This is a genomic window from Salmonella sp. NW645 (assembly GCF_051703725.1).
Taxonomy (GTDB): domain Bacteria; phylum Pseudomonadota; class Gammaproteobacteria; order Enterobacterales; family Enterobacteriaceae; genus Salmonella; species Salmonella enterica.
Map to the genome: position 1 here is coordinate 222,234 of NZ_JAMMKR010000004.1, position 17,160 is coordinate 239,393.

Below are 17,160 nucleotides of genomic sequence, written 5' to 3' on the forward strand. Positions count from 1 at the left end.
GTAATATCGCATATTTAATATACACCACTTTTTAAATGACTGTCCGGACATTTTCGGACGGTAAATTTTCTATTAATTTATAATGGACTAATCCCATGACAAATAAAAAACACATTTTTTCAATTATCTTTATTGGTTCTCTTTTAACGGGGTGTGCTACAGGACCATCACCGACAGGGATTGGCTTATATACGGATGTTAAAGGGCCAATTACTGCCACGAGTCTCCCGGCAACCAAAACCGGTAAAGCGTGTGCGCAAACGGTATTGGGTATTGTAAATACCGGCGACGCATCTATTGATTCAGCGAAAAAAGCGGGCGATATTTCTTTAGTGTCGAGTGTTGATTATGAAACTACGGGCTCATATCCGTTTTATGGTAAAACCTGTGTTGTCGTAAGAGGACAATAACAACAGTAAGCCGGCGATGCCGCCGGCTTTTTATCCCATTTTACGTGCCGCTATCTCTGTCTGTTCCTTGCGACTCAGCCCCCGCTTTAAGGTTCTGTTAAGATTTTACGCATACCCTACAAGCAGTTGTTAATAAAGGATAATAATAATGGCACATTTCTCAAGACTGCAAATAACGCTTCACTGGTTAACACTGCTCCTGACAGGCATCGCATATGCGGCTATTGAGTTACGGGGGTGGGTGCCAAAAGGCTCCAGCGTTTACCTGTTTATGAAAGACATGCACTATGACATGGGCGTTCTGGTCTGGGCGCTGATGTTTTTACGGTTATATCTTAAACACAAATACCCGGATCCGGTCATTACGCCTCCCCCTCCTCACTGGCAGCACGTAGCCGCTAAATTAATGCATATCGCGCTTTATCTCACTTTTCTCGCCTTACCGCTGCTGGGCGTCGCGATGATGGCGTCAGGCGGAAAAAGCTGGAGCTTTTTTGGTTTTACTGTACCGGTATTTTTGACGCCAGATAGCACCCTAAAATCGGATATAAAGCGTATTCATGAAATGCTGGCCAATATCGGCTATTTCCTGATTGCTATGCATGCAGCAGCGGCGTTGTTTCACCATTACATACAAAAAGACGATACATTTTCAAGGATGTTACCCGGTAAATCATGACTATTTCGGCCATCCCGGCGTGACTGAGCACGCCGGGCAAGGCATTATTATTCCAGCGCTATCGATTTCGACTTATAGCGCCTTACACCGTTTGTAATCGACAATATACGATATTTTTCCGGTTCCACGTGTAGGTGATATGTACGACGCCGCCCTCGCTAATAATAGCGGGATAAGAATACTCACCGTGGTCACTTTCCAGGTCCAGTAGCGGTAGCCATGATTCGCCATTATCCTGGGAAGCAATCAGTGAAAGCGGATAGCGCTTTCCCCAGTTGCCGTTGACCGGATTTAACGCAAGAATCAGCGTACCGTCCTGCATACTAACCAGATCGATACCACTATTATTATTCGGTAAAGATGTCGCGCGGGCAACAGACCAGGTAGCGCCATAGTCGATTGAATCACTGCGAAAAATTGCCCCGCGTGTGCTTCGTAACAACATATGGATATGCCCCGGAGAAGACTCCCACAGCGTAGGCTGAATAACGCCATCCCAGCGCAGGAGGTTTTCCAGACAACATTCCCACAACATCCCCTTTTTTACACCATCCCACAACGCTACGTTTGTCCCGGAAATAGCGTTATCAGGCTCCAGCGGAACAAAAGAGATATTCCAGTGTTTTCCTTCGTCAGAGGATCGATCCACAAATGCCCTCCACCGTTCAGGACTTTCAATCGACCCTGGCGCAATCCAGGCGCCATTTGATGCCAGCAGGAGTTTATTTTTTACGGGACCGCGCGGCAAAATATCATCGTTAACCAACGGAGCTGGCGTACTCCAGGTAAATCCTCGATCGCTGGAGATGATAAACCAGGTTTTCCACACGTGTACGTCGCTGCCTACTTTATAAAATAACCACAATTTATCCGACGGGTAAAATAACACCGGATTCCAGTGCGCTTCCCCCTCGCGTGCCGCCACTCGCTGCGGTGTTGTCCAGATATTATGTTCATAGCGAGATAGCCAGATGGCTGTATCTTCGCTTCCTTCGCGCAGCCCCGCGAACCATGCGGCCACGAGCGTACCGCACGGTAAGCGAACAAGCGTAGAGGCATGGCACTGGAAGGGCTCGGTTCCGCTTTCCGGTAAAATGACCTGCCGATTGACGAGCGCTAATTTCATACCTGCCTCTATTAAATAAGGTAAAAAGCATCAGCTTTTTTACGTATGAAAGTAGTGTTAGCAGAAATAGCATCAACGCGGTGAAAACGATGAACCGCTATACGAATTTATGTTCAGATATCGCGCCCATAACAGGCAGAATGTCGAGAGTGGACAAAAATTGGACTGACCTCGCGGATAATTCCAACTTACCGCCGTCCAATGGCGACGAGGTCAGTGGCACGGGATAATATAGAGGTCAGGGTTATAATATTTAGCGATCTGTGCCTACAAGCATGACGGGATACTTTTCGCTACAGACAATGAAGGCCCGTCTAAACGGGCCTCCATTAACGCGATTATGATTTGTGTTCAATCGCCTTTGGTTTACTTTCTATGGCAATTTTTTTCGGTTTCTCGCTTTCAGGGATCTCCTGGTAAATCTCGACCAACAAGAGGCCCTGTTCCAGTTTCGCATTATTCACCTTAGCATGTTCAGGCAAAGAAAAACTCAACTGGAAATCCGCCTTACGAATACCCCGATAAATCCAGTGCGTCTGATCCTCTACCGTATCTTCAGTGTGTTTACCCGTAATATTCAGGTTGCCGCCAACCGTTTCAATTTCAAGCTCTTCCTCTTTCCAGCCAGGAACGCTCACGGTAAGCAGATAGTTATTCGCATCGCGCTTTTGCAGATCGTAAGCTGGCGTCGCAGCGACTGGCGTATCTCCTGTTAATTGACTGAAAAGTCTATCAATACGGTTGAAACGGTCAGAGAAAAGAGAATCAGCAAACACGGGAAGTGCTGACAAGGTTCTGAGTGCCATCATTAACCTCCTGAATCACTATTCAAAAGTTCAACATCAAGGCAAGCATTGCTTGTCCACTGACTACATAGGGACGGAAAAAACATTTTCAAGCCTATAAAAGCCTTTTTTTAGTCACAAATTTAAGTGGTTAACGAAAAATCTCATCCCGTTCATTGCCATTTCCGCTGTCCCTTCATCTTTACAATTTTTCTTCACCAGCTCAATTGATAATGATTATCAATTGCATTAATGTATACAGGTTGGTTATGGCAGTGACCAACGCCCTTCTCCATTATCAAACCCAGCGCCGCCTTCGGGCGGCCTTTTGGGAGGAAATATGGTCGCCAAAAATAAAATTCACGGTCGTCGTATTCATCAGTCTCTGCAACAGTTACATCATCGTTGTCTTTTTCAGCAACTGGCGGTAAGCCCACCAGGAACAAAATATGTTTCAGTCACCGCTGAAACAAAAAACTGGCTTATTCATCTTGTGACTTCAGAGGGTCGTTAGCACGCGATAGTGGCTGTCCATGTTGTCGCTAAAATTTTAATGAAATGACATTTGAAATGACATTTGAAATGACATTTATACATCTACAATTTGCGCCCGGCTACTCCGGGCGCCATACCTGAAGATATGACACCCGTTGCCAGCTGACAGGAATTTTAGTCATCGTCTCCGGCGTAGAAAAATTCGATATCTTTATTAAACCATTTATCAATGTTGTGCCACATCAGACAACCGGTCAGAAAACTTGCGATCAATATCCCTCCTATAAGCCACTTTTTCACATATACTCCTGAATAACCCCTGTTGATGTCATTATCTGATCGATAATAAAAAGACCATCATTTGAAGAAATAGTTTCACTGACAGATACCGTATGAAACGAGACAGTGAACAGTACCGTTTTCTTCGCTTTTTATGCCATAGTATTGAGCAGTGGTGACAATCATTTTCTATCGCGCCATAATGATTTGCAGCCTATAGTTTATGATTTTAAGATTTGTCTACTCATCACCTATGTCAGTGATGGATAAATTATAATACGCTTTTCTGGCGCACTTTTCGTCAGTAAACAGGAATACTACAGCATTCATCGTATTGATGCCGCTTTATCTCCCGTTCTTCAGGGAATTAACGACAATTTTATGCACAAAGGATACTAATGATGAAACGTAAATTGATCCCATTTGCCCTCTTTCTCGCTGCGCTTAGCGCCAGTACCACCTCTATAGCAGCTTCGCAGGAGATTTCTAAATCTATATACACCTGTAATGATAACCAGGTTATGGAGGTGATTTACGTCAACACTGAGGCTGGAAACGCCTATGCGATTATCAGCCAGGTAAACGAGATGATCCCGATGCGGTTAATGAAAATGGCCTCCGGAGCAAATTACGAAGCCATAGACAAAAATTATACTTATAAACTTTATACCAAAGGCAAAACGGCTGAACTGGTGGAAGGTGATGATAAACCTGTTCTCAGTAACTGTTCCTTAGCTAACTAACCTTCAGAAATGCCTGAAGGCTCATCAGGCATTTCCACTTCAACCTTCCTGTAACGTAACGTTAAAAAATATGTGAATCACTACAATAAAATAATGGCTAATTAGTAACCACTTTTAAACATGGCTAATCCTATTTTTAAAGAAAAGTTCGAACTGTCTTAATTGTCGTTGTTTAGTGTTTAAATGTTTTGCTTTATTAAGTGGCCCAGGTAGAATTCACAGCGGCTGGTAACCATTCATATTCGCACTATTGAACGATTACCAGCCAACCGCGCCAGGGTCTTGCATACGCTCTGGCGCGGTTAAATCCCCAGGCCATAAACGAAATCACAGGTTTCTGCTATTGCTCATATCTTTCACGTTAACCTGCATTATGCTTGCCCACCTGATGTAGAAAAACACCGCTCTGAACCATAGGGTGTGAATTTCATTTTATAAAAAATTGCGGTGCCGGGTGCCTCCCGGTGAACCATACCACAGTCAATATGGCTCGCGAGGAACATTAACTATTTGACTGGACGCCCCGCCGCAAAGGGGGATTCACCGCATAAGAAAAATCTACAACTCACAAGTAATAAAAGACAATAACATTTTTGTGCATTTTTTATAAATGACTATCTTGTCACGTAATAAATGAAATTATTCTGTAACAGGGTTGCAAGACAATACTTATTCAAAACTGAAGTGGTCAGTGGGAGTCGAACCCACATCATCAGCCTGGCACTGAGGTAATAACATTATACGATAACCACATTGGACCGCCACCGAGGCCTCGAACCTCGCACCATCAACTTAGGAGGTTGATGCTCTATCCAGCTGAGCTAGTGGCGGCTGGGGACTTCTGCCAGGCGCAAAAAAGGTGCTCTCCTGGATAAGATACATACCTTGCTACTTTTCAGTAGTCGTTCAACGGCAGGTACAATATGCGAAGGCGGTCACAAAATCTTGATGACATTGTGATTAATTCCAGGAAAATTTTTCAGAGTGAATATTGTGAGATCTGGCGTTATTTATACCAGATTGTCCTTCCTGCTTATCACCTACCTGAGCAACCTTGATTGCTTACCACAATCCCTTATCTGTGCTTATGCTGGTAAGATGTTATGTACAGCATCACTATAACGAAGAGAGAAAAGTCAGGCAGGTACGTGCACTGGTAAAGAAGCCCTGTTTTATTGACTGGCGGTGCGGAAGGCGAACCTTCCGCATAGCTTATGCTTTTTAGAAACGGTATCCAACCCCGACGTTGAAGCCGTTTATTTTTGTAGAGGAGATGTTGCTTCCTTCATACCCAACATCGACGACGATATTCTCCAGCGGATTCATCTGTACACCCGCGCCCCAGGCAAATCCCGTTTTCCTTGAGGAAATTTTGTTAGAAAAAGAATCGCCATCCTGAGTGGAATGTTCTTTAAACGTCGCCTTTACCGTGCCGACACCTGCCAGCGCGTATAACGAAAAATTGTCAGACAATCGATAGGCTGGCCCAACCATAAAAGAGCCGTACTTCACCTCAAACTTGTCATGGTAATGGATACCTTCAGGCTCAATAGACCCGGAAGCCTGGCTGTCTCCATATAAGTAACTTAGCGAGGAAATAAAACTTACCGGAGAGTCATCCTCATAACGGTATTTCACATTTACCCCTCGGATATTTTTGAAATCCTGAACTTTACTTTGTGCATACCCCACGGAAAAGGCGTTAGTATCGGCCTGTGCAACATTTACAACCAAAACGCCTGTAGTAATAACTAAAGTGGATAAAATAATATTTTTCATAACAACTCCTTAATACTACTTATTATTTACGGTGTGTTTAAACACCTGCGGTACCGATCCGGCATTCAGTTATCGCCACTATGCCGAATCGACAAAACCACGAATAATTCACCACTATCGCTCCTGATACGTTTACTTCCTGAAAGATATTTTTACTACCGAAGTTCTCTATCGCTCCTTAAGGTAACCGGTTCTACAATGTCATCTAACTTTTATAGATTTGAATGCTAATTTTTCTCACGCATATATATTTAACAGAAACTATAAAGTATTTAGCCACTATGGAACAATAAATTCGCCACACAACATTTTGATATTTAAAGAAAAACCCCACAACCATGCTAAGAGAACTGACGCCGCGCGACTAAAAACATATCAGTAAGCAAACTCGCCATATAACCAGAACATATCTCATTGTGCTTCACAGTCCTCACTTGATGCTCCAGCCGAAATAATGTTATATGCCATCGCTGGTGCCGTAACCATATTCACTATGATGCTCAACACGCTTTATTCCCGCTCCGATTTAACCTTTTTAATATATCTATCAGTTACAACATTTCTTGTTATAAGAATAGAATCAACACCACAATTACAATATAAATATCACCTGTGTTGAGAGAGAATTTACATTCCAGAAAAATAATAACGGACGCAAATATTGAAAACCCGATAAAAAAGTCTATTTCTCTATAAAACCCATTATTATTAAGAATAGTTAACTCTTCGTTGAATAAAAAATGCCAATGACGCTCCATAATTCTGGAGATGAACTTCACAAGTCATTGCGTATAACAGGAGGCGTTATGAAACATCATGCTTTTATACTTTGGTCATTACTTATTTTTTCATTCCATGTTTTGGCCAGTTCAGGCCATTATCCTGGTTTACAACAGGCATCATGGGAAATTTTTATCTACGATTTTGGTAGTAAAACCCCGCAGCCGCCTGCAAGTACCGATAAAAAGCAAGCCAGGCAGATTAGTTCACCATCCTGCCCGACGGCAAAACCCATGATGTCCGCACCAGTCAATGACGCCAGGAAAGGGAATACTTTCTCCAGAACATAATGTTCTTTATCTACAATGGTGCCGAACGACTACTTTTAGCCGTCCGGAAATCTTGATTGCCATCAAATATAGCTGGCATTATTTTTCCTGACGTGTATAGTGCGCCTCGTTATCCCCATTAAGGAATTTGTTTGTCTCGTAAAATGACAGGAATTGTCAAAACCTTTGATTGTAAGAGCGGTAAAGGTCTCATCACCCCCTCCGATGGACGCAAAGATGTTCAGGTCCACATTTCAGCATGTTGCCAACACGAAACAGAAGCGCTTATCCCCGGTATACGCGTTGAGTTTTGTCGTATTAATGGCCTCCGCGGACCTACCGCCGCCAACGTTTATCTTTCATAATTCGTCACTCGGCATTTTTTCAGAAAAATTTAGCGAGCCCGTATACCTCCGCAGTCTGTGCTATGAGGCTTTGCCTGAAAGGCTGCAGAATGTTTTCAGTGGCGAAAATCTAAAGGATTTATTTTGCTGATGACTCCCGTAACCTCTCTTATCATATATCGGGTGTCAGCCCCCTTCTCACTTTGTTTAACGTGAAGAAATGTACAGCCGTTTTTCACTGTGATAGCATCTAATATTGCAAAAGTATTTAACGCTATATACCCATCGTCACAGGAGTGGCTGGCTGCGCGCATTTAACCGAAGTATTTATGTGATTCTATCGGAATTATCTCTATTGCCGCTCAATGCTACGTCATATTCAGTGGGTATAAATCGCCAATATAGTTGTAACGCTATTTATTTTTAGGGTAATAATTGAATGACTTTGCTTTCAGGAAAAACTACACTGGTTCTCTGCCTCTCCTCTATTTTATCTGGATGTACGACGAACGGCTTACCCGCACCTTATAGTATTAATTTGTCGTTCCCGGTCATTACACAAAACCAAATTAATTCCGGTGGTTATTACATAAATGACGCGGAACAAATTCGGACAACTGATGGTCTGTGCCTTGATACAGGCCCAGATCAACAGAATCGTTTGACGCTGCGGGAGTGTAAGCATGTGCAATCTCAGCTTTTCTCATTTCACCGAGACAGAATCATGCAGGGTGAGAAATGTCTGGATGCTGCAGGACAGGGTACGAAAGAAGGCACGCCAATCATTCTTTATTCATGCACGGGTAATGATAACCAGCGCTGGCTCACTGATGATAACAAAATTAAGGGGAAACAGAGCCGAAAATGCCTGGGCACAAATAGCATTATTGTCAGAAAAGGCGACCCTGTTGTATTGGCCGATTGCGATTTTAGTCGTGCCCTGGAATTTACCATCAGGTAGCAGGACACCGCTGTGAAGAGAGAGCCGCTAACCTCATGACACGACAACAGGTTAGCGACCTTTACTTCCACGTGTGGCCAATTTACTTTACGTCCGCGACGTCAGGATGACAAAACGGCGGCTAAACCTTGACACAGGTTATATACCCAGCTTAAATACTGGTCATCCAACCAGTAAAAAGGAAATGGCGATGTTCGTCGAACTCGTTTATGACAAGCGAAATGTTGAAGGTTTGCCAGGCGCACGCGAAATCATCCTCAATGAACTCACAAAACGTGTACATCAACTTTTTCCCGATGCGCAAGTGAAAGTTAAGCCAATGCAGGCGAACGCATTAAACAGTGACTGTACAAAAACCGAGAAAGAACGGCTGCACCGTATGCTGGAAGAGATGTTTGAAGAGGCTGATATGTGGCTGGTCGCCGAATAACGTCCCCTCCTGCGAAAGCGACATATCCGATCGAAAACAGCGCCCTGAGGCGCTGTCTGTGACGATATAACGCAAACGCCACCACTCAGAACATGTAGCGGAAGTGGCGTTTATAGCGTGGTCAACATTCTATTTGCCAAATGCCGCCAGCTCCAGTCCTTGCCACTGAACGTTTTGCCCAGTGCCACACCTGTACGCCCTATCAACGGATTATACGTTTTGCTGCGCATCGATAATATTGGTCACGGTTTTACAATAAAACGGTACCTGTTCTCAGGTTTTTCCGGCGTCAGTGCACCGTTATAATGGTGAGGTGTGACGCTATTGTAGTCGTTCAAGATGTATCCATTAATTTGTCCGGTTTTCTTGTTCATTAAGTCACCTGTTTTGTGTTGAGGTGAGAATATCACCTTTAATCAGGTGACCAAATTTACTGTGTCACTACAAGAATGAGAATAGATGAAATGTTACCTTCCACACAGGGATATAATAATCCTGGTAATTAAAAATTTATGTTTACTTATAAATTACTAATGATATCGAATCTCTATTTCCGCATATAAATCAACCCAATACAGTTACAATGAGATAAGTGAATGTAGTTTTAAATTCAGTTAGTTGTTTATCTATAGTTGTCTCTTTGGTATTAACAATAATTAATTGATTGTACTGAATAAACTATCATTTTACCTCTGTAATAGACATCTATTTTAGTTTTATTGACGTTAGACTATGTATCTTACTATCTGCACAAGACATAGAACCAGAAACAAGTCAGGCATTGCCAGAATAAAATCAACGTCATGAAACAATGGGTTATGAACACATATATCATTCAGATAAAGAAGTAATAATCGGGAGAGTAGATATCATGAAAAAACCTGTTTTTTTCCTTCTGACCATGATCATCTGCAGCTATATTTCTTTTGCCTGCGCTAATATCAGTGACTACAAAGTTATGACCTGGAATCTTCAGGGCTCTTCAGCATCTACAGAAAGTAAATGGAATGTCAATGTCAGACAGCTTTTAAGTGGTACTGCCGGTGTGGATATTCTTATGGTACAGGAGGCCGGTGCTGTTCCCACCTCAGCGGTTCCTACCGGACGACATATTCAGCCTTTTGGAGTGGGTATTCCCATTGATGAATACACCTGGAATCTCGGAACCACCAGCCGTCAGGATATAAGATATATCTACCACTCGGCTATTGATGTTGGAGCGCGCCGTGTTAATCTGGCAATAGTTTCCAGACAAAGAGCGGATAATGTTTATGTCTTGCGTCCGACAACTGTCGCATCTCGCCCCGTCATTGGCATCGGACTGGGTAATGATGTTTTTCTGACAGCGCACGCACTGGCTAGTGGAGGTCCGGATGCTGCAGCTATTGTCAGGGTTACCATTAATTTTTTTAGACAACCTCAGATGCGGCATTTATCCTGGTTTCTTGCCGGGGATTTTAATCGCAGCCCAGACAGACTTGAAAATGACCTGATGACTGAGCATCTGGAACGAGTTGTAGCCGTACTCGCACCTACAGAACCCACGCAAATTGGCGGTGGTATTTTAGATTATGGGGTCATTGTCGATCGAGCACCTTATTCACAAAGGGTTGAAGCATTACGTAATCCACAACTCGCTTCTGATCATTATCCCGTAGCCTTTTTGGCACGAAGCTGTTAATGAGTAAATAGCGTTGACGACATGTACTTTGAGCGTAAGGTGCAGAATATATATTTATTGTAAGGTAAAATTATGAGTTGTTTTACCAGTCCAGCAATTATGGAAATGTTAGGTCATTATAAATGGCGTGTTTATGAGCCATTCAGGTTTTATCTCAGTGAAGATAAAAATGATGTCATTGAAGTACCGGTAGGATTCGTTACCGACCTTGCCACTGTTCCGCGTATTTTCTGGTCATTATTGCCACCGGATGGTGAATATGCCAAAGCGGCAATCATTCATGACTACCTGTATCATTATCCATTACGTAACAGAAAAGAGTCCGATCTCATATTCCTGGATGGAATGAAAGTTCTGGGCGTGCCAAAATGGAAAAGGATAATAATGTATTTAGCCGTAAGAATATTTGGCTGGAAATACTATCATTCTCATACCATACAACATAATTAATTTCTCGTTTTTAACACACAAAGAACTATAGAAAAACCTGACGCCTTAATATAGTAATAATGAGACTTAGTGGCTTTCACCAGTTCTCTGTGTGAATATATCATTATATGCTATCATCACAAACCGCCATAGTGGTAAGTAAGGGGATTACAACCTTACCCGTTCCTTTATCCATCCATAAACAAATGACTCATTCGCCTGGCGCTTTTCAGCTAACTCCAGATAGCGTTGTCCCTGACTACAATTCAATGCCCGGATAAGTATCATTTCGCCCTCATCTCTCCGGTGAGAGAGAAAAAATGTTAGTGCCGAAAGCGTCCGTGGCCCAATCTGACCATCTGCTATCAAATCCGGATAAATTTTTTGCTGATCATTAAAAACATTAAGCCAACGCTGGAAGTACTTAATCGGGATTGAGGGTCCCATGTTCACACCAGTATCACAAAGCTCAGCTGCGATAGAGTGAGAGATAATGGCAACCTGATCAAGTCGTGGACCATACCAATAATCTGCCTCAAGGATTTTTAATGCTTGATTACGGGTAAGATTCCGCATATCCCCCATATAGCCATTAGCCCGGGCCGTCGTCAGGGTTATACCCCAATGCGTTGGTCCCCCCCTGTCGTCAGGGTGATCAACGTAACCGCCTTCTCTACTAAGGATAGATGCAAAGATTTCATCTTTAGTCATAATGACTCCTTCTAATATTAATAAAATACGTACCTGAATGCTATGATTGATAATGCAATGAATCTGATAAAAAACTTATTGAAGTATATAAACTTAAGTGGATAGCCAACTTAATAAACAATATTAACCAGACCACTAATAAACGGTCTGTTTAATTTAATAGGCAACATAGGTAAGTTTCATTTATTTAGAAAGTATAAGTTCTATTACAGGTCTTGCATCATAAAAAGACATGTTGTATACGTCAGCTCTTTGCCCTCGATGTGATTGACATACGCTACCTATTGAAAAGCATGAACTTATTAATGGGCCGAATGCATCAATTCGTTGTTGGGTATACGTCTGCGGTTCCGGAAGAAAAGGTATCACGCCAGGATTAGACGTAGTGCTTAAACCTAAATAACTGGAATTCATTGTGCTTACACCATCCTTTACCAGACCTGTTGCGCTATCATAAACAAGCGCCACGGCCTTTTGAATATTCTCGGGTAAAATAGATAATGTGGAAACATACTCTCTTTGCAATCGCATCATCGTTTTTTCATAAGCATTAAAGTGACCACCTTGCGTTTCCAGATAGGTGATGGATGGGAGCAAGCTGTAGAAATTATTATCTGCACGAATCTGATATCTGTATAAATTACCTTTGAATGTTGAGCGAGAATAGTACGCCCTGGCTATAGCATATGTTTGATTAACACTTGAGGTTGTTGCAATATAGCGACTGTCACTACTTCCACCACTACATGACCTTCCACTGATAAATTGCTGAAAGTTACGGTTATATCCAAGTAGTGAAAACCCATCGCGAAAAATAACGTCCGGCGGGGTTGAGTCCACACGATACACAAAATCTACTGCATAGTTATTAAAGCTAACTATAGATAAGGTTAAGAGTATTAACTTTTTCATTATTTCTTCCCCCCTCTTACTTGGGTCCAAAGCATTGTGTCGCACTGCACGATGATAGTCCCACAAGAGCATTTGCTGAAAAGGTATTTACAAAAAGCGGATAGGTCCAGATATTTTTTTGAACATGAATCCTTACGGATTGCCCTGTACTATAAAAATATCTTGCCTGGTCAAGAAGTTCTTTAAAGGAGGGTGCCCATATGCTCTGCTTTGATACCGCACATGCAACAACTGGTGTACCACTACCGTTAGCTTTAACCGTTTTTATACAAAAATAAGGACTAGTATCTATCTGACCAACATGTAATTCACTGATAACTTCGTCTGAGTAATAGGCGTTCGTTTTATCTCCTGTCCACTCAGCGCTGGCATTAAAAGAATAAATGAGAATTAATAATGTATAAACAGGCACAAACTTATTTATATACATACTACTCTCCTGTACATTTAAAATAATTAACAAAGCACAAATTTATTATATCTCATCACATCTAAATCCAGTCTATCATGATTTACTTCAACACAATGTTACCAACCACAACAAACACTCAAATTACTTGTGAATAGCAATTAATACATATATAAAAAATTTCATCACTGATAATAAGCACACCTGTTTTATCAGTTACAGAATTCCTGCCACGGTAATAACACAGGTACTTCCGGCTCATATTGATCGCCGTCGTCTGTCTACTGGTTTTCATTTTCAGCAAAGCAGGACATAACTCATTAAGAAATTGACGATAATTTAACAAGTCCGCTCTTTGCAAGAACGTTCTGGATAACTATCAGATCACTATTGTAGGATCAAAGAGTGGGGAATAAATCATTATCATCCAACTGAATCATGGACGACATCTTATTAACTGGCAATCTTTTTCCAGTGTAGTGATCCTACCCGCGTAATCAGTCTGTACCCTCCAGGTAAAGTGTCAGACAATTTAGTCAGCCTATTGTTGATAACCGCCAGAAAAGTAATATGTTCAGGAAGATGATCTAATAAAATTGTGAGCTGTAGGTCGCTGAGATCTAGTATAAAGCAATGATATTTCAAACATTCACGCATCCAAGTTTGTTGCGCGAAAATTTACCTAAAGAAAAAATAATAAGCCTTAATATTTTTACAGTATTTCAACTATACCAGAATAAATGTGCGTAGATGGCGTAAAAACCTGATGAGCAGGAACATCGATAGCCAGTAAATCACTCCTGTGGTAATGCAGGACACCTGATGACTGTGAAGGTCGCTTCATCTGAAGCGCCGGTGAAGTCCAGCGATTTAAGTGAAAAGTAGCCAGCAGGCGCTTCTGCTGGTCCATATTCCTCTATTTTGCCAGGCCATACTGAAGTGCCACACAGGTATCTGCCAGATTGATCCTAAGCTAATAAATATGAAAAGATAGCAGCTACTGCCTACCTCAAGGAGTATGCGCTCATGATCATTTAAAGCTCTTTTAAAGAGCCTGATACTAAGCTTGTCAATATAATATTATGCAGTCTCTATCAAGCGCCTGGTTTATTTGTTTTGCATAATCATATAGTTGACTTTTCGAGTAAGAATTTTCTTGCAAAGACAAATAAACGTGTTTTATATCTCTAAATAAGCATACATCACCATGGATATGAGCCTCTATATAATTCCCTTCATAGCCTGTACCATAATTAGAGTGAGCTAAAAACTTTTCGCCCTTAGCCATTTTAACCAAACTCTTAAAGCAATTATAACCAAAAAAATCATTTTGACAGGATGCAATCAGGTTCTCCATATGCCAAAATGTAGATAATTTACTCGTATCCAGACCAAATCTGTGGCCGTAGGTATCAAAAGGTGAGAATGTACAATTTGTTTTTACATTATCATTTAATTCAAAAAATGATTTCCCATAGGCGCTGGCACCTCCATTTTTACCGTTCAGAAAGTCCAGTGCAGCATAAATTGGTCTGCTTGTAGGGCTAAAGGTTCTACTATTGGGAGTATATGCTACGGAAAAACCGCCTGTCTGACCATATGGGGCATAAGGTGAATCTGCAAGCTTCTCCAGTTCAAATGCTTTAGTTTCAACTGAATCACGTCCGACATTATAAGCAGGTAAATCGCCTGGTCTGCAACCTAATGCATAAGAGTTCAGATATTCTTTATTTTTTAAGAGAGAGACAAAGTCAATTTTTGCTGCATTAAAATTTATTGTCAACCGGGCATTTTGTAAAACATCCACCATCTTATTTAGCAAAAGAGTGCAATCTATTTCGGCACCACACTCACGGCTTATCCGCCTGAGCGCTTTTTCTCTTATTATGTCAGCGTCGCGCTGACACCTGGAATGAATATGCGCAAGTACTTGTTTTCCAAAAAGGCGACCATACGCCTTTTTACGCTCTTCATTGCTGATACCGCAAAACACTTCGTCAAAAGAAAGCCTGTACGCTGCGCTTACAGAACCTCTCGCCGCTCTGCTTTCTGGAAATGGCGGAACATCTTCAACAACATTTTTAACTTGCTGAATGTCTGAAGACAGAGGAGTATGTCCGACATTTTTTTCCTTATCTGTTTCCAGATATTCCGGAACCTTTACACTTCCACTATAGCAGATAGGTTTGAGCATATGTCTCCTGAATTTTTACGACTAATAGTATTCACTTTCGCTGATGTATTCTTTATCAGGCTGATATTTCAACACTTCTTAGCCGCCTTGTAGAAGTGCAAATAAAGCATACTAATAATTTCATAAAATACTTAATCTACCCACTATTGCAGTCTATAAATTATCACCTTTTATTGAAATATTATCCTGATAATAACAACAAATCTGATAAGGCACTTTCAAAAAATAGCCAAACCACACATCATAAAGAAAACCACTACAATCAAAACCGGTAACTATCAACTTTCAGGGGGGCTCAGGTTACCACGACGATCGGGGTAAAGGATAGATTACTATTGCGGTCTGAATTGAGGGAGTTTTGATAAATTATTTTGATAACCGTTCGAATGCTAATAATAAAAACGGGAACGTTAAGTCCCCGTTTTTGTTTTTAACAATTATCGATATTACATATTTGCGATAATCGCGTCGCCAAACTCACTACATTTCAGCAGTTTAGCGCCTTCCATCAGGCGTTCAAAGTCATAGGTCACGGTCTTCGCGGCAATCGCGCCTTCCATACCTTTAACAATCAGGTCTGCGGCTTCGAACCACTGCATGTGGCGCAGCATCATCTCCGCAGACAGAATAATGGAGCCTGGGTTGACTTTATCCTGGCCCGCATATTTCGGCGCAGTCCCGTGAGTGGCTTCAAACAACGCGCATTCGTCGCCGATATTCGCACCCGGTGCAATACCGATACCGCCAACCTGAGCCGCCAGGGCATCGGAAATATAGTCACCGTTCAGGTTCATACAGGCGATAACATCGTATTCCGCCGGACGCAACAGGATCTGTTGCAGGAACGCATCGGCGATAACGTCTTTAACCACGATCTCTTTACCCGTGTTCGGGTTCTTAATTTTCAGCCACGGACCGCCGTCAATAAGCTCACCGCCGAACTCGTCGCGCGCCAACTGGTAGCCCCAGTCTTTAAACGCGCCTTCGGTGAACTTCATGATATTGCCTTTATGTACCAGCGTAACGGAATCGCGATCGTTAGTAATAGCGTATTCAATCGCCGCGCGAACCAGACGTTTAGTGCCTTCTTCAGAACACGGTTTGATACCGATACCACAGTGCTCCGGGAAGCGAATTTTCTTCACGCCCATCTCTTCGCGCAGGAACTTGATCACTTTCTCAGCGTCTGCAGAGTCAGCTTTCCATTCAATTCCGGCGTAGATATCTTCAGAGTTTTCACGGAAGATGACCATATCGGTCAGCTCCGGATGTTTCACCGGACTTGGCGTGCCCTGATAGTAACGAACGGGACGCAGACAAACGTACAGGTCAAGCTCCTGACGCAGGGCAACGTTCAGAGAGCGGATACCGCCGCCAACCGGCGTGGTCAACGGACCTTTAATCGCTACGCGGTAATCACGAATTAAATCAAGGGTTTCAGCGGGAAGCCAGACATCCTGGCCGTAAACCTGTGTGGATTTTTCTCCGGTGTAAATTTCCATCCAGGAAATTTTACGCTCGCCTTTATAGGCTTTCTCGACGGCGGCATCGACCACTTTAAGCATGGCTGGAGTGACATCAACACCGATACCATCGCCTTCAATAAACGGGATAATCGGATTCTCAGGAACGTTGAGTTTGCCGTTTTGCAGGGTGATCTTCTTACCTTCCACCGGAACAACTACTTTGCTTTCCATTCACCTCTCCTTCGAGCGCTTCTGGTTTGCTCGTCTGTCATCGCGCT

At 42.4% G+C, this 17,160-nt stretch carries 20 protein-coding genes, 1 tRNA gene and 2 pseudogenes; 10 read left to right on the top strand and 13 right to left on the bottom strand.

What is annotated here, in order from left to right; translation table 11 throughout:
• Positions 1-95: 95 nt before the first annotated feature.
• Together NA389_RS10660 and NA389_RS10665 are read left to right on the top strand one after the other, a co-directional pair.
• Positions 96-410 (top strand): TRL-like family protein, encoded by a 315-nt coding sequence (locus NA389_RS10660; RefSeq protein ID WP_000182479.1) that lies wholly within the window; start codon positions 96-98, stop codon positions 408-410.
• Between the two features lie 148 nt (positions 411-558).
• Positions 559-1,089, top strand: a complete 531-nt coding sequence (locus NA389_RS10665; RefSeq protein ID WP_000929983.1) for a cytochrome b — start codon at positions 559-561, stop codon at positions 1,087-1,089.
• Positions 1,090-1,171: 82 nt separating this feature from the next.
• On the opposite strand, the gene NA389_RS10670 is transcribed toward NA389_RS10665, so the two are convergent.
• From NA389_RS10670 to NA389_RS10685, 4 genes are all read right to left on the bottom strand, one after another.
• Positions 1,172-2,215 (bottom strand): sialidase family protein, encoded by a 1,044-nt coding sequence (locus tag NA389_RS10670; RefSeq protein WP_000761732.1) that lies wholly within the window; start codon positions 2,213-2,215, stop codon positions 1,172-1,174.
• A 338-nt stretch (positions 2,216-2,553) separates the two neighbouring features.
• Entirely contained in the window at positions 2,554-3,021 is a 468-nt protein-coding gene (locus tag NA389_RS10675) for an Hsp20 family protein (RefSeq protein WP_001218117.1), read from the bottom strand.
• A gap of 194 nt (positions 3,022-3,215) precedes the next feature.
• Positions 3,216-3,446 (bottom strand): hypothetical protein, encoded by a 231-nt coding sequence (locus NA389_RS10680; protein ID WP_077905964.1) that lies wholly within the window; start codon positions 3,444-3,446, stop codon positions 3,216-3,218.
• 223 nt (positions 3,447-3,669) lie between these two features.
• The gene (locus NA389_RS10685; RefSeq protein ID WP_000758944.1) at positions 3,670-3,795 is read right to left on the bottom strand and encodes a hypothetical protein; all 126 of its coding nucleotides are present in this window, start codon (positions 3,793-3,795) and stop codon (positions 3,670-3,672) included.
• A gap of 377 nt (positions 3,796-4,172) precedes the next feature.
• Here NA389_RS10685 and NA389_RS10690 point away from each other — a divergent pair, with 377 nt between their 5' ends.
• The gene (locus NA389_RS10690; RefSeq protein ID WP_000977720.1) at positions 4,173-4,517 is read left to right on the top strand and encodes a c-type lysozyme inhibitor; all 345 of its coding nucleotides are present in this window, start codon (positions 4,173-4,175) and stop codon (positions 4,515-4,517) included.
• A 754-nt stretch (positions 4,518-5,271) separates the two neighbouring features.
• Here the strand turns inward: NA389_RS10690 and NA389_RS10695 are convergent.
• Together NA389_RS10695 and pagC are read right to left on the bottom strand one after the other, a co-directional pair.
• Positions 5,272-5,348, bottom strand: a tRNA-Arg gene (locus NA389_RS10695).
• Between the two features lie 390 nt (positions 5,349-5,738).
• Positions 5,739-6,296, bottom strand: coding sequence for a virulence membrane protein PagC (pagC, locus tag NA389_RS10700; protein ID WP_000789467.1), 558 nt, complete (start codon positions 6,294-6,296; stop codon positions 5,739-5,741).
• An 806-nt stretch (positions 6,297-7,102) separates the two neighbouring features.
• Here pagC and pagD point away from each other — a divergent pair.
• From pagD to msgA, 4 genes are all read left to right on the top strand, one after another.
• Positions 7,103-7,366, top strand: coding sequence for a virulence protein PagD (gene pagD, locus NA389_RS10705; protein WP_001605721.1), 264 nt, complete (start codon positions 7,103-7,105; stop codon positions 7,364-7,366).
• A 131-nt stretch (positions 7,367-7,497) separates the two neighbouring features.
• Positions 7,498-7,710, top strand: a complete 213-nt coding sequence (gene cspF, locus NA389_RS10710) for a cold shock-like protein CspF (RefSeq protein WP_061377749.1) — start codon at positions 7,498-7,500, stop codon at positions 7,708-7,710.
• Between the two features lie 418 nt (positions 7,711-8,128).
• Positions 8,129-8,650 carry an RICIN domain-containing protein gene (locus NA389_RS10715; protein WP_024134268.1) on the top strand — a complete coding sequence of 174 codons (522 nt, stop codon included), beginning with the start codon at positions 8,129-8,131 and terminating at the stop codon, positions 8,648-8,650.
• 190 nt (positions 8,651-8,840) lie between these two features.
• The gene (gene msgA, locus NA389_RS10720; protein ID WP_000497451.1) at positions 8,841-9,080 is read left to right on the top strand and encodes a virulence protein MsgA; all 240 of its coding nucleotides are present in this window, start codon (positions 8,841-8,843) and stop codon (positions 9,078-9,080) included.
• Positions 9,081-9,232: 152 nt separating this feature from the next.
• On the opposite strand, the pseudogene NA389_RS10725 reads toward msgA, so the two are convergent.
• Together NA389_RS10725 and NA389_RS10730 are read right to left on the bottom strand one after the other, a co-directional pair.
• Positions 9,233-9,316 (bottom strand): annotated as a pseudogene (locus tag NA389_RS10725) (hypothetical protein); the annotation flags it as partial.
• 6 nt (positions 9,317-9,322) lie between these two features.
• Entirely contained in the window at positions 9,323-9,454 is a 132-nt protein-coding gene (locus NA389_RS10730; protein ID WP_256861182.1) for a hypothetical protein, read from the bottom strand.
• Between the two features lie 497 nt (positions 9,455-9,951).
• Between NA389_RS10730 and cdtB the strand changes: the two genes are divergently transcribed.
• Both cdtB and NA389_RS10740 read left to right on the top strand, forming a co-directional pair.
• Positions 9,952-10,761: a cytolethal distending toxin S-CDT gene (cdtB, locus tag NA389_RS10735; RefSeq protein ID WP_001529135.1), complete on the top strand. Its 810-nt coding sequence runs from the start codon at positions 9,952-9,954 to the stop codon at positions 10,759-10,761.
• 72 nt (positions 10,762-10,833) lie between these two features.
• Positions 10,834-11,211: a DUF1353 domain-containing protein gene (locus NA389_RS10740; RefSeq protein WP_001277616.1), complete on the top strand. Its 378-nt coding sequence runs from the start codon at positions 10,834-10,836 to the stop codon at positions 11,209-11,211.
• Between the two features lie 147 nt (positions 11,212-11,358).
• Here NA389_RS10740 and NA389_RS10745 read toward each other — a convergent pair whose 3' ends face one another.
• From NA389_RS10745 to pltB, 3 genes are all read right to left on the bottom strand, one after another.
• Entirely contained in the window at positions 11,359-11,901 is a 543-nt protein-coding gene (locus NA389_RS10745; RefSeq protein ID WP_000158845.1) for a glycoside hydrolase family 108 protein, read from the bottom strand.
• 183 nt (positions 11,902-12,084) lie between these two features.
• Entirely contained in the window at positions 12,085-12,813 is a 729-nt protein-coding gene (pltA, locus tag NA389_RS10750; RefSeq protein ID WP_000733630.1) for a typhoid-like toxin S-CDT ADP-ribosylating subunit PltA, read from the bottom strand.
• Positions 12,814-12,829: 16 nt separating this feature from the next.
• Positions 12,830-13,243 (bottom strand): typhoid-like toxin S-CDT binding subunit PltB, encoded by a 414-nt coding sequence (gene pltB, locus NA389_RS10755; RefSeq protein WP_000275698.1) that lies wholly within the window; start codon positions 13,241-13,243, stop codon positions 12,830-12,832.
• Positions 13,244-13,855: 612 nt separating this feature from the next.
• Between pltB and NA389_RS10760 the strand changes: the two are divergent.
• Positions 13,856-14,000 (top strand): annotated as a pseudogene (locus tag NA389_RS10760) (hypothetical protein); the annotation flags it as partial.
• Positions 14,001-14,291: 291 nt separating this feature from the next.
• On the opposite strand, the gene sopF reads toward NA389_RS10760, so the two are convergent.
• Complete coding sequence (sopF, locus tag NA389_RS10765; protein WP_000917276.1) at positions 14,292-15,416, bottom strand: type III secretion system effector SopF; 1,125 nt, start codon at positions 15,414-15,416, stop codon at positions 14,292-14,294.
• Between the two features lie 446 nt (positions 15,417-15,862).
• The gene (icd, locus tag NA389_RS10770; protein ID WP_000444508.1) at positions 15,863-17,113 is read right to left on the bottom strand and encodes an NADP-dependent isocitrate dehydrogenase; all 1,251 of its coding nucleotides are present in this window, start codon (positions 17,111-17,113) and stop codon (positions 15,863-15,865) included.
• Between the last annotated feature and the right edge of the window lie 47 nt (positions 17,114-17,160).